Raw genomic sequence first — 26,045 nt, forward strand, 5'->3', positions numbered from 1 at the left:
TCAGCGACGCTCGTGAACCCCGCCGTTCGTCGCCAGCTCGCGCCGGAGGAAGAACGCGATGACCTCGGCGAGCTCGTCGCGCGCGGCCACGAGGAGCACCGTGGCGCCCCCCGCGACGATCGAGGAGCCGCGCGGCGCCTCGACGCGGCCGTCGGGGCGGTAGACGCCGGCGAAGACGCACGACGCGGGGAAGCCGGCGCTGCCCGCGATGACGCTCACCGAGCGGCCGGCCACCATCGAGTCGACGGGGATGTCGAGCTCGAACGCCACCGACTCGCCGGCGCCGAGCACCATCGCGTGGCGGACGCCCGGATGCTCGATGGCGGTGGCCATCGCGCCGATGAAGACGTCGATCTCGGAGAGGATCCGGTGGACGCCCGCGCTGACGTAGACGCTCCGGTAATCGGAGTCGCGCATGCGCACCATCACGCGCTTGGCGCCCGCGGCCTGGGCGAGGAGCGCGACGGCGAGGTTGTCGGCGTCGCGGCGGAGCATGGCCACGACCACGTCGGCGCGCCCCACCTCGGCCTCCTTGAGGAGCCCGGCGTCGGTCGCGTCCCCCACGAGCGAGACGAGGCCGTGGCGCTCGAAGGCGCTGTTGGCGATCGACTCGTCGCGATCGATGATGGTCACGTCGTGGCCCGTCTTCGCGAGGTGGATCGCGACGCTCAGCCCTGCGCGCCCGGCGCCCGCGATGAAAACGCGCATGTCATCCGCCTCCTTCGTGCGCGGAAAGCTTCACCATCTCCCGGTCGATCTCGTTCGCGTGGGCGTCCGCCGTCTCGGAGTCGATGAGCCCCCGCCTCGCCGCGTCGAGCACCGCCGCCTTCTGCGCCGTGAGCAGCGCGACGTCCGTGAGGTGGTCGCGCACCTCCTCGCCCCGCGGCGACTGGAGCGCCGCCTCCGCCGCGATCACGCGGCGCTGGAACGCGGCCCGGCGCTCCGCGTGCTCCTTTCGGGAGAGGAGGCCCGAGGCGAGCAGGTCGTCGAGCTCCGACTGGCCGCGCCGCGCGGCGATGAGCGTCGCCTTCGCGGCGTCGAGCGTGGGGTCGGCGCTCGGGGTCGCGACCCCCAGGAACTTGAGCAGCCGCGCGAACGGCAGCGCCTGCACCACCAGCGTCACGAAGGTCACGCCGAAGACGATCGTGACCAGGCGGTCGCGGTACGGCATGTCGTGCGGGAGGCTGAGAACGGCGGCCATCGAGAGCGCGCCCTTGATGTTGCCGACAAGCATCACGTGCTGCCAGCGGAGCGGCACGACCTCCCGCGTCACGGCCCGGAGCACGCCGAAGCAGCCGTAGACGGCCACCGCCCTGCCCGCGTGCAGGGCGATGAGCGCGAGGCCGATGGAGGCCGCCTCGCGCACGAGCATCTCCGCGTGGATCTGCATGCCGACGAGCAGGAACAGCAGCACGTTGAGGCCAAAGCCGCCCGTCTCCCAGAACCCCTCGAGGGCGAGCACGCGCGAGGGCTCGAGGTGGCGGCGGGCCGCCTTGCCGATGACGACGCCGACGACCACGACGGCGATGACCGGCGAGGCGTGGAGCCGCTCGGTGACCAGGGCCGTGGCGAACACGATCACGATGGAGGCGAGGATCGCGGTCAGGTGGTCCGGCGTGCGGCGGAGGAGGGCCGTGCCGACGGCGCCGAACGCCCCGCCGAGGACGGCGCCGCCGGCCACGGCCATCGAGAGCCCGCGGAAGGTCTCGACGGCGTCGAACGTGCCGCTCGCGAGGACGCGCGAGGCGAGCACCACGAGCACGAGCGCGGTGCCGTCGTTGAAGAGGCTCTCCCCCTCCATGATGGCGGCCAGCCGGTGCGGGACGTGGACGCTCCGGAAGGCGAGCAGCACGCTCACGGTATCGGTGATGGAGAGCACCGCGCCGAGGAGGAGCGCCGCCGCGAACGGGAGATCGAGCACCAGCGTCGCCACCGCGGCGGTGCCGAGCAGCGAGATGAGCACCCCCGGCACGGCGAGCGCGAGGATGGGCCGGCTCGCGGCGCGCAGGCTGTCCGCGTCGGCGAACAGGGCGCCCTCGAAGACGAGCACCGGGAGGAACGCGATGAGGATGACCTCCGGGTCCATCGGCGTGTTCGGCAGCACGTCGACGACGACGAGGAGGAGCCCCACGAGCACGAGCGCGACGTTGTACGGGATCCCGACGCGCTTGGCGCCGATCGCGACGGTGGAGCCGACGGCCAGGACGAGGAGCAGGCTCTCGAGCCGCTCCCTCATGCGTCGCCTCGCGGCGGCGACACGAGGACGATGGCAATCGGCGCACGCGGCGGGCACGCCGCGACGTGCGTGGGGTCTCTGGGGGCCATCACCGTAGATCCTGCGCTACAGGATCGCTCCCGGATTCGCAAGATAGGAGAGGCGTCGCCGGAGCGGTCGGGCGGGCTGCGTGCGAAGGCAGGCGCGAAGCCAGGCGAGACGGGAGCGTGCCTGTGCCCGGGAAGCAGGGAGATGTCCGAGATCACATGACACGACATCCGGAACACGCTCTCGCGCGCTCTCGCGTCCTCCGCGGGCGGCGGTCCCCGGCAAAGAGCGACGGAGGAGCGTTGACCCGCGCTCAGAAGGGCCAGACGAGCGGGACGACGATCAAGGTGGTCGCCAGCACGAGCAGCTGCAGCGGCAGGCCGACCCGGGTGAAGTCCTTGAACTGATAGCCTCCGGGTCCCATGACGAGGATGTTCACCGGGGAGGCGATCGGCGTCGCGAACGCGGCCGAGGCCGCGAACGCGACCCCCATGAGCAGCGGCTCCGGCGTGAGGTCGAGCGCGCCGGCCAGGCGGACCGCGAGGGGGGCCATGAGCACGGCGGTCGCGGTGTTCGAGAGGACCATGCCGATGGCCGAGGTGAAGAGCACGAGCACGCCGAGGACCACCGTGGGGCGCGCGCCCGCGAGGAGCCCCTCGGCGGCGGAGACGACGGCCCCCATCGCGCCGGTGCGCTCGAGCGCGGCGGCGAGGGGGACCATGCCGGCGATGAGCACGACGCTCTCCCAGTTCACGGCGCGGTAGGTGTCCACCGGGCGCACGCACTGCGCGAGCACGAGGAGGAGCGCGGCGAGCAGCACGGCGATCACGTTGGGCAGCCACCCGAACGCCATGCAGACGAGCATGCCCAGGGTGATGCACACCGCGACGGCGGCGCGCTCGCGATCGACGAGGACGTCGCCGCGCGCGTCGGGCTCGGCGACGAGCACGAGATCGCGCCGCTCGTCGCGGAGGTTCTTCAGGTGCTTGAGCCGCCCCTTCACGAGCAGCGTGTCGCCGGCGCGGAGCTTGAGATCGCGCAGCTCGGGCGTGGCATGGAACACCGGGAGCCAGCCGTCGCCCCGCCGGATCGAGAGCACGCTCGCGCGGTAGCGGTCGCGGAACCTGGCCTCCCTCAGGGTCTTGTCCGTCAGGCCGGAGCGCCGCGGCAGCACCACCTCGGCGAGCGACTCCTCGGGCGGCAGCGAGAAGACGGGCCGCGCCGAGAGCGCCTCGAGCCCGAAGTGATCGGCGAGCGCCGCGATCGCCGCGTCGCTCCCGAGCAGGCGCAGCTCGTCGCCGACGGCGAACACCGCCTGCGGCACCACGCGCTGCGCCTCGAGGCCGTGGGGCCCGGGGCGCGCGATGCCCACCACGGTGGCGCCGAAGTCCGCCCGCAGGTTCGCCTTTCCGAGCGTGAGGCCGGCGAGGCGCGCGCCGGGCGCGACGCGCACGGCGCGCAGGGCGCTGCCGAGCCCGTACTCCATCGAGAGGTCGTCGAGCGAGAGCGCTCGCGGCGCGCCCGCCTCGGCCTTGTCTCCTTTGCCGGGCAGCGCGCGGCGACCGATCGCGACGACGTACGCCACGCCGACCGCGAGCACGACGAGGCCGGGGACGGTGAAGCTGAAGAAGCGGAACGGCGCTCGCCCCGCTTCACGGAGCGCCTCGCTCACGAGCAGGTTCGGCGGGGTGCTGATGAGCGTCAGGTTGCTCCCGAGGTGCGCCGCGAACGCGACGGGCATGAAGAGCCGCGCCGGCGCGATCCCGCGGCGGAGCGCGAGCGTCCCGACGACCGGCAGGAGGATCGCCACGGTCCCCGTCGAGCTCATGAAGGCGGACAGGAGCGCCGTCGCCCCCATCACCACGACGGTCACCTGCGCTTCCCCCCCGCCGGCGAAGCGCTCCAGGCGCTGGCCCAGCCAGTCGGCGACCCCCGTGTCGGTCAGCGCGGCCCCGACGATGAACAGGCCGGCGATCATGAGCACCGCGGGGTTCGAGAACCCCGCGAGCGCGTCCGGGACCGTGCTGACACCGGAGATCGTGAGCGCGAGCAAGGACATCATCGCCACGACGTCGAGCCGCAAGCGATCGCTCACGAACAGGACGATCGCGAGCCCGAGAATGACGAGCGCGAGAATGGCCTCCAAGGTCATGGGGAGGCGCAGCCTAGCGGGCCTTGCGCGAGGCTGCATCACGTGCGGGTCGGATCGCCGCGCACGTCTCGACAGAGCGCTTCCGTGGTGTCGCTCGGAGTCGCTCGCGCATTGAAATGTCGGCGGCAAACGCTATGCACGAGGCATGCGTGAGCGTCGTCCCAGCCAGACCGCCGCCACTGTCGCGCTCATCCGGGCGCTCGCCGACCAGGGCCTCACCGATGTGCCGGGCTTCGAGGACCCCGTCGTGCACCGGCTCCTGTCGCGCGGGTGGAGCGCCGCGCTGACGCTGATCGCGCGGCGGCTCCGGCGCATGGACCCCGCGAAGCGCGCGCGCGTCCTGGCCCGGCTCTCCTCGGTCCCGCTGCGGGTGCGGGCCATCGACGTCGAGCTGGAGGGCGCCGTGGCGCTCGGGTGCCGGCAGGTCGCGAGCCTGGGGGCGGGCCTCGACACGCGCGCATTCCGGATGAAGGCGCTCTCGCCGACTCATTTCTTCGAGATCGATCACCCGGCGACACAGGCGTTCAAGCAGAGCAAGGCAGCGGGGCTGTCGCCGGTCGTGGAGAAGCTGACGTACGTGCCGGTCGATTTCGAGCGCGACGCGCTCTCCACGTGCCTCCTTTCGGCCGGTCACCGGCCGGACGAGCCCACCGCGTGGATATGGGAAGGGGTCGTGATGTACCTGTCGGACGACGCGCTCCGGGCGACGCTGCGGGCGCTCGCCGACGCCTCGGCGCCGGGCAGCCTCCTCCTCGTGAACTACATGGAGCCCGAGGCGCGGCGCCGCCTGGGCCTCGTTGGCCACGTGATCGCGCGGATCTGGAGCGAGCCGCTCGTCGGCTTCCGCCGGCGCGAGGTGATGCTCGCCGAGGTCGAGCGGGCCGGGTTCCGCGCGTTGCGCGACACCGGCGCGGAGGACTGGGCCCGGCGGTTCGGAGCCCCCTTCGCCTCGTCCAACCCGGCCGCCGGCACACGGCTCCTCGTCGCCGAGCGCTCCGGCGCGAGCTGACCCCGGGCTCTCCTTCGCGCCCCGCCCGACGAACCCCGGAGCCCGCGGCGCTCCCGCGAGCGGCTCCCCTCGCGGGAGCGCCGTGGACACCGCACCTCGTCAGGCGGAGCCCGGCGTCAGCTCCACGTCTCCGAGCGCCGCGGGTTGCGGGTCTCGATGGCCTCGGCGTGGCCCCGCAGCCCGCGCGCGGCGGGCAGGTTGCCGTGCGTCTCGAAGACGTCGGCGAGGGCGAGCCCGAGGATGACGATCTGCTGGGGTTTCTCCAGCGCGCCGACGGTCGGCGCCGCGGAGCCGAGCAGCTCGAAGGCCCGCCGCCACGACTTCGCGGCGGCGTCCGGCAGGTCGGCGTTCAGCGCCGCGTGCCCGGAGCAGCGGTGCATGTCCGCCGCGAACTCGTGGCTGCCGCGGCGGTCCGCGAGGTCTCCGGCGCGGGCGTACGCCTCCGACGCGTCGAGGAAGCGGCGTTGCTTGCTGTGCAGGCTGCCGAGCGAGGCGTAGGCCTCGGGCACGATCGCGAACAGCCCGCGCCGCTCTGCCTCCTTCAGCGCGGCGACGAACACCCGATGTCCCTCGTCGACCACGCCCGCGCCGATCAGCGAGCGCGCGCGCTGCATGGCGACGTGAATCGCCTCCTCGCCCAGCCCGCGGCCCATCAGCATCTCCTCGGCCTGCTGCTGGAGCTGCGCAGCCTCGGTGTGCCGTCCCGCATGAAAGCACTTGTCGGCCTCATGCAGGAGGCGCCGCGCCTGGAGGAGCTCCGGAGTGCGAAGGGGGGAGTCGGGCGCGATGCGGTTCTCGAGGTCGGCGGGGAGGCGCTGCCCGCGGGCCGAGAGATCGGTGAGCAGGCGCTCGAGATCGACCAGGGCCGCGCTGTCGGCCTCCGGCCACACGACGCGGGACGCGCCCTCGCCGAAGCGCGCGAGCAGGTCGCCCACGCTCGAGTGGACCGGATCGACGAGGACCCAGCGCACGAGCGCGAGCTCGGGCCCCTGCGCGAGCCAGAGGACGTCGCGGGCATACGCGCGGGGGTCGTCGATGTGCTGCGGCGAGAGCACCACGACGGCGCCCGCCTCCGGAGCGCGGGCGGCGAGGTGGGCCGCGAGGGCGCCCGCGAACGCGTCGAGCGGCTCGCGCAGGGGCCCGGGATCGAGCGTCGCGGTGGGCTCACCGGGCATCGCCGGGGCGCCGAGCTCGCGCGCCAGCGCGCGTTCGCGGGCGGCCCAGCCCTGGCTGGGCCCGTAGAACGGGTCGGCCAGGACCCACACGGGACGGGGCGCCGGGCCTGCTTCGCCGAGCGCCCGCAGCAGCGCCAGCGTGTGCCCGTGCACGTGCGCCGGAACGATCACGTGCAGCAGGCGGGCTCGCTCGCCTGTGAAGATGGCGCTGAGCGCGCGGGCAATATCGTGGATCATGTCGCGTTCCAGGGCGGAGTCTTGCTCCGATCCGCGCCGAGGCCAAGCGAATGCGCCCGCGCGGTGGCGCGGGACCTCGCCGGCGCCTGCGCTGACCGCCTTCGCGGGGCGCCGCGCCCCCGGCGAGCGAACGGCCGTTGCGCGTCGCAGGACGCCACGGTCGAGGCGATATGTCTCAGGGTTTTCGCTCCGGAGCGCGGGCGCGACGCGGAGGAGGACGCGCGGGTGCTTGATCCTTGTTGGCCCGGGCATTGCTGGGCGAAAGGAGCTGAAGCAAGCGTCGAGAGTCGTTGAAGAACCGCTGAACGCGCCCGGGGGTAGACGCCGCGGGTCGCGCTCGATCTCGGAGGAGATGGTACCGTGAAAACAGTGTATCTGTCGCTGCTCTTGGGCGGCATCGTGATCGTGGGTTGTGGTGGCAGCAAGCCTCAGCCGGAGGGGCCGGCCGAGAAGGCGGGCGAGGCTGTGGACGACGCTGCGCGCGACGTCAAGGACGAGACGAAGGACGCGGCGGAGTCGACCGGTGATGCCGCCGAGGAGGCGGGCGACAAGGTCGAGGAGAAGACGGACTAGCAGGACCGGACTCGTCTACCGGGACGCGCTGGCCCGAGGGACGGGCGCGCCCCGCCGGCGGGGCGCGGAGCGCTGAGATGGTCTCCTGCTGTTCGCGCGGTGGGGGCTGAGCCGGGCGGCTCGCCCCCACCGCGCGTTGCGCTGCGAGGAGATCTGGCCGGAGGGTCTACGTACGAGATGCCCGAGATCCTCCGCGGCCTTCGATTGAACCCAAAAGACCCGGCCGCGCCGAGGCGCGGCTCGCAGGGTGGAGGCAGGAAGATGAAAGCAACGTCATTGCTCGAGAAGCAGCATCGCAAGGTGGAGTCGCTCTTCAAGCAGCTCGAGGGCGGCAAGTCGGAGCCGGCGCCTCTGCTCGCCGAGCTCGCCAACGAGCTTGTCGCGCACATGGCGATCGAGCAGGAGAGCTTCTATCCCGCCGTGCGGCAGGTCAAGGAGGACCTGATCCTCGAGAGCTACGAGGAGCACGCCATCGCCGAGCTCGCCCTGAAGCGGCTGCTCGCGACGGACCCGGAGGACATCTCGTTCAAGGCGCGCGTGACGACGCTGAAGGAGCTCATTCAGCACCACGTCGAGGAGGAGGAGGAGGAGCTCTTCCCCAAGGTCGAGAAGGCCATCGACGAGAAGCGCCTCACGGAGCTCGGCAAGGAGATGAAGGCGGAGTTCGAGCAGCGGCTGGCCGAGGGGTACGAGGCGCTGCTCCCGGCGGGTTACAAGAAGACATCCGCGGACAAGGCGAGCCACCCCAGGCACGCGAACGGCGCGAACCTGGGCTGACGGGGCCAGAGCCTGGGGAATCCCCTCATTTTGTGCCCGTATACAGCGGAAAATTGAACAGGGAGGCGGGGAGGCGGGGAGTTTTTCTGAGATTTTACTCCCCGCCTCCCCGCCTCCCTGTGAATTTTCCGAAAGATTTGAGGGGATTTTTCAGGGCCAGAGCGAGCGGAGAGAGCGGGAGCGCGATAGACCGGGGTTGAGCCGCGGGGCAGGCGGGGCGCGGGGCGGCGGAGGCCCTGTGCCCTCCCTGCCCTCGCTGCTTTTCTTCATGTGTTCGTGGTGGCGCGCGGCGCGCCGGCCCGGGGCCCGCGAGCGGCAGTTCGGCGGTCGACCATGGTAGAAGCAATCGGCTGGATCAGCTCCGTCATTCTCGTCCTGACGGTCGGCAAGCAGGTCCACAAGCAGTGGAAGAGCAAGACGAGCGAGGGTGTTTCCAGGTGGCTCTTCCTCGGCCAGCTGGCCGCCTCGACCGGGTTCGTCGTCTACAGCTGGCTGGTCGAGAACTGGGTCTTCGTGGCGACGAACTCGCTCATGGTGGCGAACGCCCTCGCCGGCGCGCTGATCGTCTTTCTCCAGCGGAGGCGCGGCGCGCCGTGAACGGCGTCGTGGTGCGCTCGTCATCCGCCAGCGGAAGAGGATTGAACCTCGAAGGCGCCAGGGACGCCAAGAGAAGAAGAAAGAGTTCTTCTCCTGGCGTCTTCGCGTCTCGGCGCGTTTTTCTTCCCCTCAATCAATCAGCATTATCCCGTCCGACTGGAATTGAAAGCCGACCAACACACCCCTGTGCGACACCGACGCTTCTCTCCGCACAGAAACGCTGCAAGCTCACTGACTGCGCCTGAACCGCTCTCAGCATGCAAAAGTGCAGCATGATCGGTACACGTTGAGCGTGAGTCCAAAGCCCCATAGACTCAGCAGATGCTTAACCCTTCGACGCGCTCATGTGCCATCGCGCTCGCCGCGACGTTCATTGCCTCTGTGCTGTCGGGCTGCATTGGCGAGCTGGGCAGCGTGCTGACCGAGAGCGAAGAGAGCGGCCCGACGAGCGGCGCCGGTGCCGGGAGCGATAACGGACCGCCGGGCGGCGGGCCGACCACCGGCACCGGCGGCTCGACCGCCGCGGGCTCCGGAGCCAGCGACGGCTCCGGCGGCTCACCCGCCGGGGGCAGCGCCGGCTCGACCACCGCGGGTACCGGCGGCTCCGGCGGCTCGACCACCGCGGGCACCGGCGGCTCCGACGGCTCGACCACCGCGGGCACCGGCGGCTCCGGCGGCTCACCCGCGGGGGGCACCGGCGGCTCCGACGGCTCGACCACCGCGGGCACCGGCGGCTCCGGCGGCTCACCCGCGGGCACCGGCGGCTCCGGCGGCGGCGGCAACGGCGGCTCCGGCGGCGGCGGCTCGACCGGCGCGGCGCAGCTGTGCGTCGATACGATCAACCAGCACCGCGCCACGCTCGGCTTGCCTCCCCTGGCGCGCTGGAGCGAGGAGGAGTCGTGCTCCGATGGAGAGTCCGAGTCCGACGGGAACGCCAACAAGCCGCACGGCGCGTTCGGCAAATGCGGCGAGCGGGCTCAGAACGAATGCCCCGGCTGGGGCGGCCCCCCCGAATCCATGATCGTCCCGTGCCTGCAGCTCATGTGGGACGAGGGGCCCGGCGAGGATTTCAATGCCCACGGCCACTACCTCAACATGAGCAACACCGAGTACACAAAGGTGGCTTGCGGATTCCACACCTTCCCGGATGGCAGCGTCTGGGCGGTGCAGAACTTCCGGTGACCGGCGCGCGAACGCTCACCCGCTCTCCGAGCCGTCGAGCTCCCGCCCCACGAGCACCTCGGAGCCGTCTCCTTCTCCCCGGGCCGCCGCCCCGTCCTCGAGCTTTCCGGTGAGCCGCACGCGCGTCGCCCGGTGCACCCACACGTCGAACGCCTCCATCATCCGCCGCTCGACCGCCGCGCCCTCGAGCACGCCGAGCGCGCGGGCGACGGCCTCCAGCGTCGACAGGGCGCCCTCGCGCGGAGCGCGCCGCAGCCCGTAGCGGCTCGGCGCGCCCTGCGGCAGCGTGACCGGCTCGGCGCCCTGCGCGTCCGCATCGCGGTGAACGGCCCGGCGCGCCTGGTTCCAGCTGCCGTCCGGGACGAGCAGCACCACCGGCTCGCCGCGCGCGTCGTCGGGCGAGAGGGCGCGCGCCCCGGGCGACGGGAACAGCACGAGCCGGCGCCCCTCCGGCAGCGGCGGGCGCGGCCGCGGCTCGATCTCGCCGCGCACACGCACCTCCGCGCCCTCGACCATGCGCGCGACGAGCCGACCCGTGTTGGTGCTCCTCGTGCGCTCGATCCGGTGGGTGAGCAGCACGACGCGCGTGCGCACCGCGAGCCGGGGCAGCGCGGCGCAGAGGCACATCGATCGCGGCAAACCGCAGCCGCGGCAGCGCGGCGTCCCCCGCGCGCGGATGGGGGGCAGATCGGGCGGCTGCAGCGGGACGAACGTCATCGGCCGAGGACCGGGCGTTCTCCCACGCGCAGGCGTCCCCGGTCAAATGGGCCCGCCCCCGGGCCCCAGGAACGCGCCCGGAGCGCTCCCGCCGCGGAAAGGCGCGTCGGCCCGGCGCCCGGGAACCTCGACGCCCCCCGAGGTGTCCTGCCGCGCATGCTGGTCAGTCTGACCCCGGCTCGCCGTCGAGCCGTCGCGCTCTGCATTCTCGCGCTGAGCGCCGGATGTCACGTGTCGCCCGCGGCCTCGCCGGACGCGCCGCCGGCGCTCCCCTTGAAGAAGCTGCGGCTGTACGAGACCGGAATCGGCTACTTCGAGCGCAGCGGAAACATCTCGTCGAGCAGCGGTGATTCCTTGCCCGTGCCGGCCTCTCACGTCGATGACGCGCTCAAGACGCTTGTCGTGCTCTCGGACGGCAAGGCGCGCGTGACAGGCGTCGAGTTCGACAGCGTGCTGAGCGGCGCGCTCAGCCGCTCGCTCGCGGCGCTGCCTGTCGACTCGGACACGCCGGTGACCTACCGCGACGTGCTGGAGAGCCTGCGCGGCATCGAGGTCGAGGTCACGGCCGGGAACGCGACGTGGATCGGCCAGCTCGCCGAGGTGACGGAGGCGCCGCCGATACCGCTCTCGCCGCCGGCGCCCTCGGCCCAGGCCGCCGGGACCGGCGGGGGCGCCGCGGCGGGCAAGCCCGGCCCCGCGGAGCGAGCGCCCGTCGCGCCGGACACCCAGGAAGATCTCTATCTCACCCTGATCCAGCGGGGCGGCGCGGTCCGGCGCCTCCGCGCCTCGCGCGTCGACGAGGTGCGCCCGGTCGACCCGACGGTCGCCGGTCGCCTCGGCGCCGCCGTCGGCGCGCTGTCGGGGCGCGCGGCGCAGCTCCGCCGGAGCCTGCGCGTCCTCGCGGACAGCGCGACGCCGGTGCGCCTCGGCTACATCGCCGAGACGCCGGTGTGGCGCTCCACCTACCGGCTGATCCTCGACGGCGGGCGCGCGCGGCTGCAGGGCTGGGCGCTCGTGCACAACGACACCGACGAGCCCTGGGCCGGCGTCAGCGTGGAGCTCGTCAACGGCCGGCCGGACTCGTTCCTGTTCCCGCTGAGCGCCCCCCGCTACGCGCGCAGGGAGCTCGGCGAGCCCTCCGAGGCGCTCTCGACCGTCCCGCAGCTCGCCGACAGGACGCCCGATCAGCTCTGGGGCGACAACGTCGGTGAGGGGTTCACCGTCACCGGCCAGGGCTTCGGCGCGGGCGCCGGTCGCCTGGGAGGAGCCCACGCCTCGGGGGCTCCGGGGGTGCGCGCCGGGATGATCACGCCCGACGGGAGCACCGGCGAGAGCGAGGTCCTCAGCATCGGCAACCTCGCCGACCTCGCGCAGGCGGCCGGCGTCGAGAACGGCGCGCTGTTCACGTACCGGCTGGCCGGGGGGCTCCACCTGCGCGCCCACGGCTCGGCGCTCGTCCCGTTCACGCAGCAGGACGTCGAGACGCAGCGGCTCACGTGGTTCGGCGGCGAGGAGGAGCGGGGCCGCAGCGGCGCGCGGCTCGCGAACACCACCCGGCAGACGCTGCCCGCGGGGCCGATCGCCGTCTACGAGGCGAGCGGCTTCGCCGGGGAGACGGGGCTTCCCCGCCTCAAGCCGGGCGAGCGCGCGTTCCTCCTGTTCGGCGCCGATCTCGACGTCGAGCTCCGGGCGGCCGACCGGCGCGCCGAGGACGTCACGCAGAAGCTCGTCTTCCAGGGCGAGGCCCTGAAGGAGCACTTCGTCCGCAAGCACAGGCGCAGGTACGTGGTCGAGAACCGCGGCGGCCAGGAGCGGCGCGTCTACGTGGCGCTCGACATCGTGAAGAACGCCAGCGTGCGCGGCTTCGACGCGGTGGACTTCGACGAGGCGAGCGAGAAGCCGCTCGGCGTCCTGCGCGTCGCGCCGCGGAGCAAGCTGGAGCGCGAGGTGACCCTCGACGAGGCGCTCCAGCGCTCGGTCAGCGTGCGCTCGCTGTCGGCGCGCGTGCTGCGGGAGAAGTCCGACATCGCCGCCCTGTCCGCCGCGGACCGCGTCACGCTGGGCGCCGCGGCGAGGCTGTTCGAGGACGTGGAGCGGACCGACAAGGAGACGGCGGCCGAGAGCTCGAGAATCGACCGGATCGAGAGCGATCTCGCGCGCTTGCGCGAGCACCTCGAGGCGCTCGGCGACAAGAGCGGCTCGCCGGCGGGCGCGAATCCGCTGGTCGTCCGCATCCTCGCGCTGGAAGACGAGCTGTCCGGCGCCCGGCGCCGCGTCGAGCAGCTCGCGGCGCAGCGCGAGGCGCGCCTCGCGGCCGTGAAGGGCGAGCTCGAGCGGCTCCATTGATGAGGGCAGCGCCCCGGCTCGGGCGCGCGACGAAGACCCCGGCACCCGGAAGCAACCCCGGGGCTCCGGCGCCGCGCTTCACCGACGATCCTCGGCTCGGCGCTTCGTGCCGTGGTACAGCTACGAGCACATCCTCGAAAGGAGCGCGCGATGGCGAAGATCATGATGTACGAGACGTTCTCCAAGTCCGATATCGAGGCGCTGCTCGACGCCGGCATCATCGTCAATCTCGCGTTCGACGCGTCGCACGGGAAGCAGGAGAAGACGGTCCACCTCGAGCTGCTCATCGACGCCAGCAATGAGGCGATCCAGCGGCTCAGGAGCCGCCACAACGGCACGTACATCAAGCTGAAGGGCGCGCTGATGCAGGGCGAGGGCACCTACAAGCTCGAGTGCCACACCTTCGATCAGGACATCGTCGACAGCTCGCCGAAATCCTATGAGATCCGTCAGAACCGCGCGATCGTGCGGCACGGCGACATCGGCACCATCATCCAGGACATCGGCTGGTGGTGAGGTTGGTTCCGCTGAGAAAGCGGCAAGATCGCCACGCAGGGGGATGATTACTTTGTCGCCGGCCGCCACACCGGCGCACCGCTGTGATGAGGCTTCGGGCGTCCATCCCGCACGGTCGAGCGCCGATCCGCTTGAAGACCGAGAATGAACCACAGAGGACGCAGAGGAGCGGCAGGGGGATATCGCTCGTTACGCGCTCACGGCAGCGAATGCCGCTTCAGCGTGGCCCACCCGATCTCGGGGCTCCCCCAGGCCGTGCCGTCTCCCTGCGCCGTGCACAGCGTCACCTCCACGCCGTTCGCGCAGCTCGAGTAGGTCGAGCAACCGTCGCTGTCCGCCGCGCTCGGGGTTCCCGTGCACTGGTTCAGCTCGGCCCACCTCTCGAAGGTGCCAACGGCGCCGAGGAAGGTGATGTTCGCGCCGTTGGGGGCCTGCTGAGCCCCGCCCTCATAGGGTACCAGCACGTCCGCGGTACCCCGGAACGAGATCTCGGCCACCGGCCGCACCGGCTGGCAGGGCTGCTCCGACTCCGCCAGAAGGTCGAAGGCGCTGGGGGCGACCCCGGCAAAGACGTCCGCCGCGTTGCAGGCCAGGTGGTAGGCCATCCCGCCGCCGTTCGCGACGCCCACGGCATAGACTCGCTTGACGTCGACGCACGCCTCCGCCTGGACTTGCTGGACCAGGGCACGCGCGAACCCCACGTCGTCGACGTCGCGTGACGTCGTGCAACACGGACCGATGTTCCACGCGCCGTCGATCCCCTGCGGCCACGCGACGATGAACCCCTCGTTCTCGGCGAGCTCGCGGTACCCCGAGGCCTCGGCCTCCGCCGCCGAGGTCCCGCCGAGCGTATGAAAATCGAGCACCAGCGGCATGGAGCTCGCTCCCGTGTAGCTCGCAGGGAGGCGAACGACGTAGCTGCGGGTCGCGTCTCCGACCGCCACCGTTCGCTCGTTGTCGCCGGGCGCCAGGGTGGTGACCGGGCAGGCGGCCGCCGTGTCGCCATCGCCGGGCGCTCGGCAGAAGCCGCCCTGGCAGCGGAACGGCGCGCCGCTCGGCTCGCCGAGCGGCGCGCAGGCGGCATCATCGCTGCAGGAGAGATCGCAGACGTGGACTGCACGCCTGGCCTACTTCACGACATGTCTTACGGGTCTTCCCACGAGGGCTCGACCGCGGGCCGCTCCCGCTCGATGCTCCCGCTCCCCTCCTCCTGCCGGTCGCGGAACGGGGTCGCGTGCGGTGGGAAGTCGCGGAGGCCGCGGCCGGCGGTGTAGTCGTAGCGGGCGAAGAGCAGCGCCGAGAGGCGGGGGGACGTCTCTGCGGGGCTCGGGAGGTCGAACAGGAACGTCCCTTCCGCGCCCAGCGACACGCGGTGTCCGCGCGAGATCCAGCTCCAGAACGTGAGCCCCGCGGTGAACGCGTCGCGCAGGAACGCCTCGTCGCGCGTCTCGTTCTCGGGCCGGTAGCTCGCCAGCCAGCCGAGCTGGATCCACGGGAACAGCCCGCGGCCGGGGAGCAGGTCGAGATCGAGCGTCGCGTCGATGCGGTCGAGCGTCGACGGCACCGGGCTCAGCCGCAGCGACGTGCCCGCCGTGACGAGCGCGTCGACGAACGGCCGGTGCCGCAGACGCGCGCCGAGCGAGGCCTGGGTCCGGTGCTCGGCGGCGTACGGGGTGAAGATGTCCTTGTCGGCGCCCGGGAGGCCCCGGAGCGACTCGTCGACCGCGAGCAGCGTGAAGCCGGCCCAGGGCGAGAGCGTGAGCTCGCCCAGCGGGATCGACCAGAACGCGCTCGCGCTCGCCCTGCCACCCAGCGCGCCCCCGGCGCCCGGCTGGAGGACGAGGCGACCGCTCAGCGCGACGCCGGGGACCCAGCCGCTCGAGCCGAGGTCGAAGCGCGCCTCGGCGCCGAAGCTCTCCGGCCCGTCGCGCAGGCGCCCGAACCCCGCAGCCGCGACCCAGGCGCGCCGCTCGATGAGCTCGCGGTGCACGTCGACGCCGAGCTCGAGGAAGCGGAGCGGCAGGCGGAGATCTTCCTCCGTGAGCTCGCTGTCGACGAGGCGCGCGTAGGCGCCGACGGAGAGCGGCCCCACGTCCGGGTCCTCTCCCACGGGGGGCGCCGGCCGGAGCGGCTCGTCTGCGGGCGCGAGGGGCGCAGGCGACGGCGGCGCGGGCGGCGGCTCGCGCGGGCGAGGCGCGCCGGTGGCGACGGCGAGCTCGACGCGGAGCAGCGCCCTGCCGCCGGGCGAGGCGACGCGCAGCACGTGCGGGCCCTCGGGGAGGACGGCGACGCGGGACTCGACCTCGCCGCCGAGCCAGAAGAACGGCTCGCGCGTGACGCCCAGGCGGCGCGCCTCGCGGTCCTCGGAGGCGTCGAGGGCGATCGTCCCCTCCTCCAGCGCGCCGGGGGTGGCCGCACCGGGGGGGCCGCTGCCGGCGGGGGGGCCGCTGTCGGCCGCGACGTCGAGCGGTGTCACCGAGAAGCGCAGCTGGCCGGCGGGCGTGGCGGCGGCGACCTCGGGGTGGCAGGCCGGATCGCCGCCGTCCGCGAGCGCGGCGCGCGCTCGGGGCGTGGCGGCGCACTCGTAGGCGGCGCGGGCGCGGATGCGCACCACCGTCGGGCCGACGAACGCGAGCTCCAGGGGGCGGGCCGGGTCGATGTCGTTCCAGGTCGAGAGGACGCGGCCCGAGTAGGGCTGCGCTGCACCGGCCGCCGTCGCGCGGATCCAGCCGAGGACGCTCTGATCCGCCGGAGGCCGCGCCTCGATGCGGTGGCTGCCCCTGGGCACCTGCACGACGCAGCGGCCGGTCATCGGCGCGGACATAGCCGTCGGCGCGGGCGCCGCCGTCGGCGCGGACGCTGCGGAGCACGCGACCGGCGCGCCGTCGAGCGTGATCGAGAACGCGCAGGGGGTCTCCTCGCGGTCGAGCGCCCGGCAGACGCCATCGAGCACGATCGCGCCCGGGGCGGCGCGATCGAGCCGGAACTCGGCGCGCGCGCCGTCGGTGATGAGGAGCGACGCCTCCGGCGCGTCGACGAGCGCGCGGCGCACCCGCACGCGGAGCGGCAGATCGCCCTCGGCCCTGGCCCGGATCTCGAGCGTGGCGGTGCCAGCCGTGGCGTCGGCGCGCGGCGGCACGTTCCAGCCGGTCACCGGCGCCAGCCGCGCGAGGGCGGCCGGCGGGAGCTGGAGCGGCGGCGACGTCGCGGCCAGCGCCGAGCCGGCGGGAGGCGTTGCGGCCGGGCCGGCGGGCGCGGTGTTCCCGGAGGACGCCGGCGCCGCGCCCTGGCCCGCGCCGGCCTCGCGGGCGGCCACCTGCACGGCGAGCTCGGCGAGCACGAGGGCGCGCAGGGTGAGCAGCCGATCGGGCGCCGGGGCGGCGGCCGCCACGTCGGTGGCGAGGTTCGCGGCGCGGGAGAGCGCGGCGGAGGAGCGGTGGGCGAGCCCGATCCGGGTGAAGGCGTCGGCGGCGAGCCGCGCCTCGCCGGAGCGCTCGGCGAGGAGGCCGAGCAGGAGCGCGTCCGCGCCCGAGCTGCCGCCCGCGGGGCCAGCGAGCAGCGCGACGCCGCGCCGCGGGTCGCCGGCGATGCGCGCCGCGCGCGCGGTGGCGAGGGGCGCGCGGTCGTCGGGCAGCGGGAGCGGCGGCACGCGCGCGGGCAGGCCGAGCGCGACCGCCGGCGGGCTGCCCGGCGGCAGCGCGAACACGGTCGACGGCGGCGCGCCCGCGGCCGGCGCGCCGGGGAGCTGCCCGGCGTCCCCGAGGTCGTCCTCGGCGGCGCGATCGAGCGCGGCGAGCGCCGGGAAGCCGAGCGCGTCGAGCGCCTCCGCCCGCTGCGCGTGGAGCGCCGCGCGGGCAGGCGCGGTGCGGAGGGCGCGCGTGGCGCTCCGGATCTGCTCCAGCGTGCCGTCGACGGGCGCGCCGGGCGGCGGACGCACCGGCCTGACGACGCGCGGCGCGGCGGGCGCGGCAGGGTGCAGGCGCACGGCGGCGCGGAGCAGCGCCGGCGCAGCGGTCTCGACGCGCAGCTCGCCCGCGCCGGCGGGGACCGGGATCTCGATGGATCCCGTGGCGCCCGCGCGCACCCAGGCCTCGTGGACGACGGCGCCGGCGCTCACGCGCAGCACGCGCGCTGCGCCGCCGGCTGCGGGCGGCGCACCCGTGGCTGCGGCCGGCGCACCGGTGCCTGCGGCCGGCGCACCGGTGCCTGCGGCCGGCGCCCCCGTGGCTGCGGCCGGCGCGCCGGCGGCCTGAGGAGCTCGCCCCGTGGCGCCTTGCCCTTGCGCTCCGGGCGCTCGCGCCGCCTCGCCCATCACGGCGGCCGGCGCGAGGACGACGCGCGCCACCGTGGCGCGCTCCGGGTCGGGGAGCGCGAAGGTCACGGCGCCGTCGACCCAGGCCCACTGCACGATCTCGCGCAGCGACCGGCAGGGAGCGCGCCCGCTGCGCGGGATGCGCGCGAGCACCGGCGGCGCGTCCGCCGGCCGCTCGAAGGTGCGCACCCCGGGCGCCACCGCGACGACCGAGGTGAGCCCGGCGCCGCCGTGCACCGCGGCCGTCGTGCCGTCGATGAGCACCGACGACTCGGGGACCACCTCGCTCGCGGCGCTCCGGAGGAGCACCCGCGCGTGGGCCCCCGGCGGCGCCTCGACGTCGAGCTGCGCGCGCGGGGCGTCGAGGAGCGTCCAGCGGAGCCCGGACTCCGCGTTCACCTCGCAGAGCGCGTCCGCGGCGGCGCTCTGCGATGCGCCGGCTCCCCCGGGCGGCGGCGCGTCGCGCGGCGGCGCGATCGAGCTCCACGCGATCGCGCCGTCGGGGATGTCGAGCGTGTCCCACGGGGCCTCGCGCGCCCAGGCGGTGCGCGCGAGCGGCGCCGCGCTCTCGATGTCACCGTGGCCGAGCGCGTGGCGCTCCGCGAGCGGCGCGCCCACCGGCCGGCGGCCATCGAGCGGCGGCGACAGGGCTGCGCCGAGCGCGGACACGGCCGCGACGTCGTCCGGGTGCGCGCGGTCGCCGGCGCGATCGCGCGGCGCGACCGTCCCGGCGGGGCTGGACCGGGGCGCGGCCCCGGCGCCGGTGTTCGCGCGCGCCGCCTCCCCGGCGGCCCCCGACCAGGGCGCGGCCCCGGCGCCCGGGTCGGCGTGCGCCGCGGCGAGCCGCGCGAGGGCGGCGCGCTGGAGGGGAACGGCGCTCGCCGCCGGCACGCCCTGCGCCGCCGCGTAGGCCTGCGCTGCGCGCGCGAACGCCGCGCCGGGAGAGGGCGCCCACCGGACCGCCTCGGTGAGGAGTAGCGCCCGGAGCGGCGGCGGCACGGCGGGCCGGGCTGCGAGATAACGCGCGGCCTTCGCGGCGTCCGGCGCGGCGGCCCGATCTGCGGCGGCGAGGAGCCGCGGCGCCTCGGCGTGGGCCGCGCGATCGCCGGCCAGCTCGCGCCGCGCCGCGCGATCGAGCAGCGCGGCGCGGTCGCGCTGCGGCGCGAGGAGCTCGGCGACGCCGGCGCGTTGCCGGTACCCGCTGACGGCGACGGCGATCTCCCCCTCGATGACGTCGACGGTCGCCGCGCGCGCGTCGACCGGCAGCGGCACCCGGATCCACCGCGGCTCTCTCCAGCGCGCGGTGTCTGCGAGCCGCGGCCCGGTGCGCCAGGCGATCTCGCGCACGACGGCGCCGCCGGCGCGGACCACGACGCGCGTCGCCCCGTAGGCGCGCGGCCGGAGGGCGATGCGCAGCACGTCCGCGCCGGGCGCGTGGAGCCCGAGCCGCGCCCCGGCCCCGAGCGAGCGCCATGGCGTGGCGCGCTCGACGGCCGGGAGATCGGGACCTTCGCGGCCTCCGCGCAGCTCGACCTCCCGCGCGACGAAGTACGGCTCGACGAGCGGCCGGAGGAGCAGCGATTCCTCGAGGTAGCGCGCGGTGAGCCATGCGGCCGCGGCGGGCGCGAGGCGCGCCGGGGCAGGCGCGGCAGGCGCGCCCGCAGCCCGCGGCGCGGCAGGCGAGCCCGCAGCCCGCGGCGCGGCAGGCGCGCCCGCAGCGCCCGGCGCGGACGCCGTACCCGTGCCGCCCGGCGCGGCCAGCGCAGCGCGCGCGGCGTCGACCCACCGGAGCAGCGCGCCCGCCTCGCCCGGCGCGGAGGCCGGCGCGGGCGCGCGGCCGCCGAGCCACGCGGCGACGTCCTCGTCGAGGCGGTACCAGGCGAGCGGCGCGCTCTCCCGCGCGGCGACCCGCACCGCGACCGGCGTGCTCTCCGCGCCGCGCGGGACGGCCGCCCGCACGGCGACGAAGCGCGCGCTCGACCAGGCCGGCACCGCGACGTCGCGCGCGCCCCCCTCGAGGGGCGGCAGCGGCATCCACGTGATCACGTCCGGCGTGTCCCCGACGCCGGAGCCGAGGCCGATGCCCGCGACCTCCCCGCGCACCTCCAGCCGGTCGCCGGGCTCCACGGGCACGAGGAGCAGCTGCTGCGTGGTGAGCGCGACCGGCCGGATCGGGTCGGCTGCGACGGGCGCGGCGCGCGTCCCTTCCGGAGCAGGCGCGCCCTGCTCCGGGCCGCCCGTCCACGAGACGACCCGCGCGCTGTCGGGGGCCACCCAGGCGAGCGGCTCTGCGGCCGCGGCCTCGCGTGCGCCCGGTGCGCCGGGGGCCATGCCGAGGGCGAGCGCGAGCGCCGCGCCGAGCAGCGCGCGGCGGACGGCGGACGCGGCCAAGGCGTCGAGATCCACGGCGATTACCCTTGCACCATGCCCACCGTGCGCCCCGTGCGCCGTGGGCTATCGGGCTAACCGATTTCCGGCATCGAGCGCAAGCGCGCGATTGGCGAGCGCGCGGCGCGCCCTGCGCGGTGGCGGGGCGCGCCGCAGTCGCTGTAGGGGCAGCTCTCCGGGCCTTAGGGCAGGGGCCAGCGCCGCTCGCGCTTCAGCCGCTCCAGCAGCGCTGCGAGCGCCGTCCCATCGAGCTCGATGAGCGACGCCTCGTCGCTGGGCGACAGCGGGATACCGAGCACGTCGCACACGTCCCTCACCGCGTGCTGGAGCCCCTCGTTGCGTCCCTCGCGGAGGCCTCTGTCGCGGAGCGACTCCAGGCTCGCGTATCCCTCGCGCTGCAGCAGGTTGGTGAGCGTGGCCTGCCGGGCTGCGGCCCGCTCGTAGAGCGCCTCGACCTGCAGCGGGTTCTGCAGCACGCCGGGCGCGCGCAGCAGCTCTCCCGGGAGCGCGCGCCGCGGCGGCGCGCCGGGCGCGTGCACCTCGACGTGGCGCGGGGCTTCGAGGCGGACAACCCAGACCCAGCGTGTCCCGGCGGCCAGGAGGTCGTGGATCTTCTGCGCGAGGCTCGCCTCGTCCTCGCCGAGGTCGGCGTACTCGATGGCCAGCGCCGGCGCGCCCGGCACCCAGCCCGGCGACTCGGGCACATTGCCTACGGCCACGTGCGGCGCGCGCAGCTGCTCGGGCGCGGCGCTGTAGCCCGTGTCGACGCCCGCCTCGCGAACGGCGGGATCCCAGGCGACGACCGCGCCGCCGAGCAGGTGGGCGCTCGAGGTACGTCCGCCGCTGGGCGAGCAGAAGATCGGATGTCCGTGCGACAGCTCGTACGGGTCGCCTGGCCTGACCTGAGCGGCGCGGAACGGCCCGCGCGGATCGGGGCGCCCGGCGGGGAGGTCCGGCGCTGCCGTGTCGAGGCGAGGCGGAGGCGCCGTGGCCGGCGCGGGATCCAGGCGGACCGGCGCGGGGGCTCGGGTCGGTGCGGGGTCGGGCGGAGGCGCGAGGAGCTCTGGAGCTTGCACGGGATATTTGGGTCGCATGCAGTGGATTCCGGGCTCCCCGGCGGGCTGGTCACGGTTTCGCCCTCCGGTGGGCTCAGCGGCGTGCTGGCGGGCAGCCGATCGATCGCGCCCGTCGTGCCTCGTCGATCGGGGACCGGTTCGACCGCCCTCGGGGCACCGGAAACGGTCGCGAGGGACCGGTTCGATCGCCCTCGGGACACTGGAAACGGTCGCGAGGGACCGGTTCGACCGCCTTCGGGACACTGGAAACGGTCGCGAGGGACCGGTTCGACCGCCTTCGGGGCACCGGAAACGGTCGCGAGGGACCGGTTCGACCGCCTTCGGGGCACCGGAAACGGTCGCGAGGGACCGGTTCGACCGCCCTTCCGAGTTGGCGACGCGCGGCGGGTACGACCTTGATGGTCTTCGCTCTGCCGGTGCTCCCGCTTTGACTTTGCCGCAGGCGCACCTGGCCAGTGATCTCAGCCGCGTGCCGATGGGGCGGCCAGGCTGCCTACTAGCCCTGTCCGATGTACCGGCAGGAGTGCTAGGGTGCCCATGGGTCTCCCATGCGGCTGCTCGATCTGTCCATCCAGAATATTGGTCCCTTCGATGAGGCGCGTCTAAAATTCCTGTCGGCGCACGACGACCCGGCACCGGTCGCGATCATCACCGGCGAGAACGGGACCGGAAAAACGATCCTGCTCGACGCAATCCGGGGGTTGTTCGGCGCATACTACGGACGCCTAGAGCGTGCAATCTGGCGAAACGGGACGCCATTCCAGCTAGAAGCAACCCTGTTCATCGACGGAGAGCGGGAGAGGCTGCTCTCGAATCAAAAACAACATCTAGAAGGAACATTCGACTTTCTCCAGCGCAACAGGACAATTACCAGTATTCCCATCGACGTCGAAGGGGGCGAGCCGTGTCCCAACTGGGTGGTGGATTTCTGGCGCTCTGCGCTCCCTGCGGACGCTTACACGATCAGCCAGCTCGCCCGGCCGGCGCCGAAGAGCTTCTTGCGCGATGCACTGAATGGGGTTCAGCGCAACGCCGCGGTGACCGAGCTCATCTGCGCTTTCGACTATCTGCGTGGCAGCGATGATCTTCACGACCGCCAGGACGGTGAAGCTCTTTATGATACCATACGCCGGATCGTCGAGCTCAGCGTGCTCGATGGAGAGCTGAGCCACGTGGACCGGCGCGCCTTCATGCCCATGATCCGCCAGAGCGGGCAGCTCGTCCCTCTCTCCAACCTGAGCAGCGGCAACGCCTACCTCATCCAGCATATGATCGGGCTGCTGGGAAAAATGTATGCTGTCCACGTCCTGCGCGAGACGGAAGCATCCGAGCTCTGCAAGACCCCTGGATTGCTGCTTATCGACGAGGCCGAGAACCACCTGCATCCTCGCTGGCAGAAGCGCTTTCTGCGCGACGTGCTCAGCATCTTTCCGAATCTTCAGATCATCGCCACAACGCACTCTCCCTTCATCGTCGGCTCGGTCCCGGGCGCGCGGGTGTTCGTCTGCCGCTACGATCGAGAGCGGAAGACCTGCGTGGTCGACGACACGACAGACCTCTACGCGAACAAGCCGGTGGAGGAAATCTTGCTTTCCCCGGCATTCGACGGCACACAGCCGTTCGGCGTGGAGATCTCGCGCCTGATCGAGGAACGGAAGGCCGCCTTCGAGGCAGGGGACCACGTCCGGCAAAAGGCGATCGAGAGGCAGCTCAAGGACAAAAACCCGGAGTATTTCTCGTACATCGATATCGAACAGCGGTTGCAGGCGCTGCGCGGAGAGGGGGAATGATCCCGGTCAAGCGACTGCCGGCCCCTGACGTGCTCGCGCGATGTGAAGAGCGCTGGCGCACCGCATACCTGGAACGACGCGCAAAGGACCCACAGAAGAGGCCCAGCTCCAAGCAGTATGCACATCCAGACATCGTTTCGACCCTGGAGACGATGAGCCACCATAAGTGCTTTTACTGCGAGCAGAGCACAAAGCAGACGCGACACGAGGTCGATCATTACATCGACGTTGCCGAAGATCCGACACGCGCATTCACATGGACAAATCTCTATCTGTCCTGCTGGGAGTGCAATCACCAAAAGCAGCCCAACAGGGCCATCCCGGTGACCGACTGCCTGGACCCTTGCGCCCCGGACGCTCAGCCCTCTCGCCACCTGATGTTCGAGACCGAGCTCATTCGAGCCCGAGAAGGCTCCGCACAAGGACTCGCGACCATAAAGAAGTACAGGCTCGACCGGAAGGATCTTGACCACAAACGAATGAAGCAACTTCACCTGTTCAACGAAGCGCTCATCCGCATCAAGGATGCCTTGATAGCCGATGGCCGGAAGGACATGAACGAAAACGAGATGGCTGTGCTGCGGAGCTTCTGCCAGCCGGATTTTCCCTTCTCGCTCATGTTCCAGGCATACCTCGAGCGGCACCGTCCGTGACACCTCCATCGAGGTGGCCTCCGCGACGGCCATCCGCCGCTCGCGCGCGCATCACACAGCGCGGCGTGTCCGGTGGGGATGAGAGCGCGGCCGCATCGAGATGCGGTGAGCCCGCTACTCGTCTCGCGCGCAGCGGAGACCGTAAAAGGACAACGTCCTCTCCGGCAGCTCGCCGATGCGGTACGTCGGGCTGAGCGTCTCTTCGGTGTGGGAGAACGCTCCTCCGCGGGAGCCCCTCCCGAAGCCTCCGTCGCTCAGGGCCGCGCAGTTGCTGCACGCCCCCGTCAGATCGGCGTGATAATCGAGGACCCACTCGAACAAGCTCCCCGCCAGATCGGCCTGCTCCCATCTGCCGTCACCCGCCGGGGACTTGGACCCGACATGCGGGATCGGGCACACCGTCGTCGTGGTATCGCAGCCGAACACGGCCAGCTCCTGGCTCGGGGCCTCTTCTCCCCATGGATACGCGCGGTGCTGGTTTCCCCCGACGGCAGCGTAGTTCCACTCCGCCTCCGTGGGCAGCCGGCCCTCGTCCCAGGCGCAGAAGGCGAACGCGAGATACCAGCTCACGCAGTTGATGGGCGCCGCCTCATTGCCGGTGGGCTCGTCGGTCCACGTCCGGAAATTTTCGTCGCATTGCAGTGAGGCCCGCAGCTCGTCCTTCCCCGCGGGCAAGCTCGCATCCCACGCTGGGTCCCAGCCGCTGCCCTGGATGAGCGGGTGCGCGCCCGCGCCCACCCTCGGCCGGGTCGCCGGATACTCCGCGACGAACTGCCGGAACCGCCCCACCGTCACCTCGAAGCGATCGAGGTGAAAATCGGCCACCGTGGCCGGATAGTTCGCATCGTTCAGGCGGTTGAACTGGCCGCCCACCACCTTGCTCTCCGCACAGCAGCTCTCGCCGGCCTCCGGACCGCAGCTGGACGCGACCTGATCGCAGCGCGGCAAAACGAACACGTTCGGCTCCACGTCAGGGATACACGCGCCCCCGGCGACGAGCGAGATCGCGATCGCAGCCAGAGACCTGAAGAAATGCATTCGCACGCTCTCCCCTGTGCGCATCAGAAGCTCCCGGAGATGCTGGCGCCGGCGCCGGACGGCGCGATCCAGGGCAGCGCGACGGCTCCCTGGGCCGGCGCAGGCTCCTTCTCGCCGCCCGACCGGACGATCCCGTAGACCGCAACCCCCATCGCGACGAGCCCCGCGCCGCCGAGGCCGACGAAGAGGCCGAGATCGCGGTTCTTGCGCGCATTGTCGGCCGCGAAGTCATAGCCGGGGTCGCAGTACGTCCCGCCCGGGACCTCGCGGCAGTTCTCGCGCAACGCGCTGATCGCGGACAGATCGTCGATCAGGAACCCGACCGACGCGCCGACCAAGGCGATCCCGGCGGCCCCCGAGACCCAGGCCCAGGCCGGGACGCCCCCGCCCGGCGCTTCGCTCGCCTTCGCGGGCGCCGCCCCGGCACCGGCCGCGGCCGCCGGCCGCAGCGTGAGCGCGACCGTCTCCGTCTGGCCCTCCGCGAGCGTGATCGCGCGGGTCTCCGTCTGGTGCCCGGGGGCGCTCGCGCGGATCTCGTGCGGGCCTGGATCGATCGGCAGCGGCTCGCCCAGCGCGGCCGCCGGGAGCGTCGTGCCGTCGCGCTGCACCTCCACGCCGGAGGGCGCGCTTTCGACCACGACGCTGAGCTTCGGCACGCGCGGCTCGAGAGCCGCGATCTCCTTCTGCGCGATCGCCTCGAGGCTCCGCCGCCGCTGCTCCCCCGCCGTCTCCCGGTTCAGGACGAGGGCGCGCTGATAATCGTGCCACGCTGTCGCGACCCTGCCTTCGCGCTCGTGGCACCGCGCGATGTTGATCATGGTGCTCGCGGAGGGGTTGAGCGCGAGGCTCGCCTCGAACTTCGGGCACCCCGCCGCATAATCGCCCTTGTCGACCAGCGCGCGCGCGGCCTTGAAGAGCGCCTCGGCGGCCACCGGGTCACGCGCCGGCTCCTGGGCGCGCACCGTCGAGGCGCCGAGCATGACCGCCACGGCCGACGCGAGCCCGGCGACAGCGCTCCTGCCCGGCGTGCGGCCCGCACCACGGCGGGCGCCGGCGAGTTGGAGGCTGGGCGCCGCGAGGAGGCCTCTCCCGAATGGGCTCGTTGTCGTTTCCGCCATGTGTGCTCGTTCCGCTGCAGCGACCCCGGAGCCGCGCGGGGAAACCCTACAACAAACGCCGCCGAATCACCAACCGGCCAATAATCCAGCGAGGTTTCGCTTGATGCGAAGAGCCCCGTCCGCGAG

Annotated in this window: 19 protein-coding genes; 9 read left to right on the top strand and 10 right to left on the bottom strand. The window is 73.2% G+C overall.

Going from position 1 to position 26,045, the window contains the following annotated elements:
* The 3 genes from WMF36_RS39120 to WMF36_RS39130 all read right to left on the bottom strand — a co-directional run bounded on the left by WMF36_RS39120 (position 1) and on the right by WMF36_RS39130 (position 4,415).
* Complete coding sequence (locus WMF36_RS39120) at positions 1 to 708, bottom strand: potassium channel family protein (RefSeq protein WP_437575924.1); 708 nt, start codon at positions 706 to 708, stop codon at positions 1 to 3.
* Between the two features lies 1 nt (position 709).
* Complete coding sequence (locus WMF36_RS39125; RefSeq protein ID WP_437575925.1) at positions 710 to 2,236, bottom strand: cation:proton antiporter; 1,527 nt, start codon at positions 2,234 to 2,236, stop codon at positions 710 to 712.
* 340 nt (positions 2,237 to 2,576) lie between these two features.
* The gene (locus WMF36_RS39130; protein ID WP_437575926.1) at positions 2,577 to 4,415 is read right to left on the bottom strand and encodes an SLC13 family permease; all 1,839 of its coding nucleotides are present in this window, start codon (positions 4,413 to 4,415) and stop codon (positions 2,577 to 2,579) included.
* Between the two features lie 145 nt (positions 4,416 to 4,560).
* Here WMF36_RS39130 and WMF36_RS39135 point away from each other — a divergent pair, with 145 nt between their 5' ends.
* Positions 4,561 to 5,424 carry a class I SAM-dependent methyltransferase gene (locus tag WMF36_RS39135; protein WP_437575927.1) on the top strand — a complete coding sequence of 288 codons (864 nt, stop codon included), beginning with the start codon at positions 4,561 to 4,563 and terminating at the stop codon, positions 5,422 to 5,424.
* Between the two features lie 116 nt (positions 5,425 to 5,540).
* Here the strand turns inward: WMF36_RS39135 and WMF36_RS39140 are convergent, their stop codons facing one another.
* Complete coding sequence (locus WMF36_RS39140) at positions 5,541 to 6,836, bottom strand: hypothetical protein (RefSeq protein WP_437575928.1); 1,296 nt, start codon at positions 6,834 to 6,836, stop codon at positions 5,541 to 5,543.
* A 360-nt stretch (positions 6,837 to 7,196) separates the two neighbouring features.
* On the opposite strand from WMF36_RS39140, the gene WMF36_RS39145 reads away from it, so the two are divergent.
* From WMF36_RS39145 to WMF36_RS39160, 4 genes are all read left to right on the top strand, one after another.
* Positions 7,197 to 7,409, top strand: a complete 213-nt coding sequence (locus WMF36_RS39145; RefSeq protein WP_437481630.1) for a hypothetical protein — start codon at positions 7,197 to 7,199, stop codon at positions 7,407 to 7,409.
* Positions 7,410 to 7,670: 261 nt separating this feature from the next.
* The gene (locus WMF36_RS39150) at positions 7,671 to 8,186 is read left to right on the top strand and encodes a hemerythrin domain-containing protein (protein WP_437575929.1); all 516 of its coding nucleotides are present in this window, start codon (positions 7,671 to 7,673) and stop codon (positions 8,184 to 8,186) included.
* A gap of 333 nt (positions 8,187 to 8,519) precedes the next feature.
* Entirely contained in the window at positions 8,520 to 8,783 is a 264-nt protein-coding gene (locus tag WMF36_RS39155; protein ID WP_437575930.1) for a hypothetical protein, read from the top strand.
* A 321-nt stretch (positions 8,784 to 9,104) separates the two neighbouring features.
* Positions 9,105 to 9,965, top strand: coding sequence for a CAP domain-containing protein (locus WMF36_RS39160; protein WP_437575931.1), 861 nt, complete (start codon positions 9,105 to 9,107; stop codon positions 9,963 to 9,965).
* Between the two features lie 15 nt (positions 9,966 to 9,980).
* On the opposite strand, the gene WMF36_RS39165 is transcribed toward WMF36_RS39160, so the two are convergent.
* Entirely contained in the window at positions 9,981 to 10,682 is a 702-nt protein-coding gene (locus WMF36_RS39165) for a tRNA-uridine aminocarboxypropyltransferase (RefSeq protein WP_437481634.1), read from the bottom strand.
* 156 nt (positions 10,683 to 10,838) lie between these two features.
* Here WMF36_RS39165 and WMF36_RS39170 point away from each other — a divergent pair, with 156 nt between their 5' ends.
* Complete coding sequence (locus WMF36_RS39170; protein WP_437575932.1) at positions 10,839 to 13,028, top strand: hypothetical protein; 2,190 nt, start codon at positions 10,839 to 10,841, stop codon at positions 13,026 to 13,028.
* A gap of 150 nt (positions 13,029 to 13,178) precedes the next feature.
* Positions 13,179 to 13,544 carry a hypothetical protein gene (locus tag WMF36_RS39175; protein WP_437575933.1) on the top strand — a complete coding sequence of 122 codons (366 nt, stop codon included), beginning with the start codon at positions 13,179 to 13,181 and terminating at the stop codon, positions 13,542 to 13,544.
* Between the two features lie 197 nt (positions 13,545 to 13,741).
* Here the strand turns inward: WMF36_RS39175 and WMF36_RS39180 are convergent, their stop codons facing one another.
* From WMF36_RS39180 to WMF36_RS39190, 3 genes are all read right to left on the bottom strand, one after another.
* The gene (locus tag WMF36_RS39180; protein WP_437575934.1) at positions 13,742 to 14,488 is read right to left on the bottom strand and encodes an alpha/beta hydrolase family esterase; all 747 of its coding nucleotides are present in this window, start codon (positions 14,486 to 14,488) and stop codon (positions 13,742 to 13,744) included.
* A gap of 200 nt (positions 14,489 to 14,688) precedes the next feature.
* Positions 14,689 to 20,262 (bottom strand): hypothetical protein, encoded by a 5,574-nt coding sequence (locus WMF36_RS39185; RefSeq protein WP_437575935.1) that lies wholly within the window; start codon positions 20,260 to 20,262, stop codon positions 14,689 to 14,691.
* A 164-nt stretch (positions 20,263 to 20,426) separates the two neighbouring features.
* Positions 20,427 to 21,338 (bottom strand): hypothetical protein, encoded by a 912-nt coding sequence (locus WMF36_RS39190; protein ID WP_437575936.1) that lies wholly within the window; start codon positions 21,336 to 21,338, stop codon positions 20,427 to 20,429.
* A gap of 530 nt (positions 21,339 to 21,868) precedes the next feature.
* Here WMF36_RS39190 and WMF36_RS39195 point away from each other — a divergent pair.
* Together WMF36_RS39195 and WMF36_RS39200 are read left to right on the top strand one after the other, a co-directional pair.
* Entirely contained in the window at positions 21,869 to 23,110 is a 1,242-nt protein-coding gene (locus tag WMF36_RS39195; RefSeq protein ID WP_437575937.1) for an AAA family ATPase, read from the top strand.
* Positions 23,107 to 23,763 carry an HNH endonuclease gene (locus tag WMF36_RS39200; RefSeq protein WP_437575938.1) on the top strand — a complete coding sequence of 219 codons (657 nt, stop codon included), beginning with the start codon at positions 23,107 to 23,109 and terminating at the stop codon, positions 23,761 to 23,763. The genes WMF36_RS39195 and WMF36_RS39200 overlap by 4 nt, the downstream gene beginning before the upstream one ends.
* 114 nt (positions 23,764 to 23,877) lie before the next feature.
* Here the strand turns inward: WMF36_RS39200 and WMF36_RS39205 are convergent, their stop codons facing one another.
* Positions 23,878 to 24,801, bottom strand: coding sequence for a formylglycine-generating enzyme family protein (locus WMF36_RS39205; protein ID WP_437575939.1), 924 nt, complete (start codon positions 24,799 to 24,801; stop codon positions 23,878 to 23,880).
* A 23-nt stretch (positions 24,802 to 24,824) separates the two neighbouring features.
* Positions 24,825 to 25,919: a PEGA domain-containing protein gene (locus WMF36_RS39210; RefSeq protein ID WP_437575940.1), complete on the bottom strand. Its 1,095-nt coding sequence runs from the start codon at positions 25,917 to 25,919 to the stop codon at positions 24,825 to 24,827.
* Positions 25,920 to 26,045 lie beyond the last annotated feature (126 nt).

It is taken from the genome of Sorangium sp. So ce887 (assembly GCF_051521455.1).
Classification (GTDB): Bacteria; Myxococcota_A; Polyangia; order Polyangiales; family Polyangiaceae; genus Sorangium.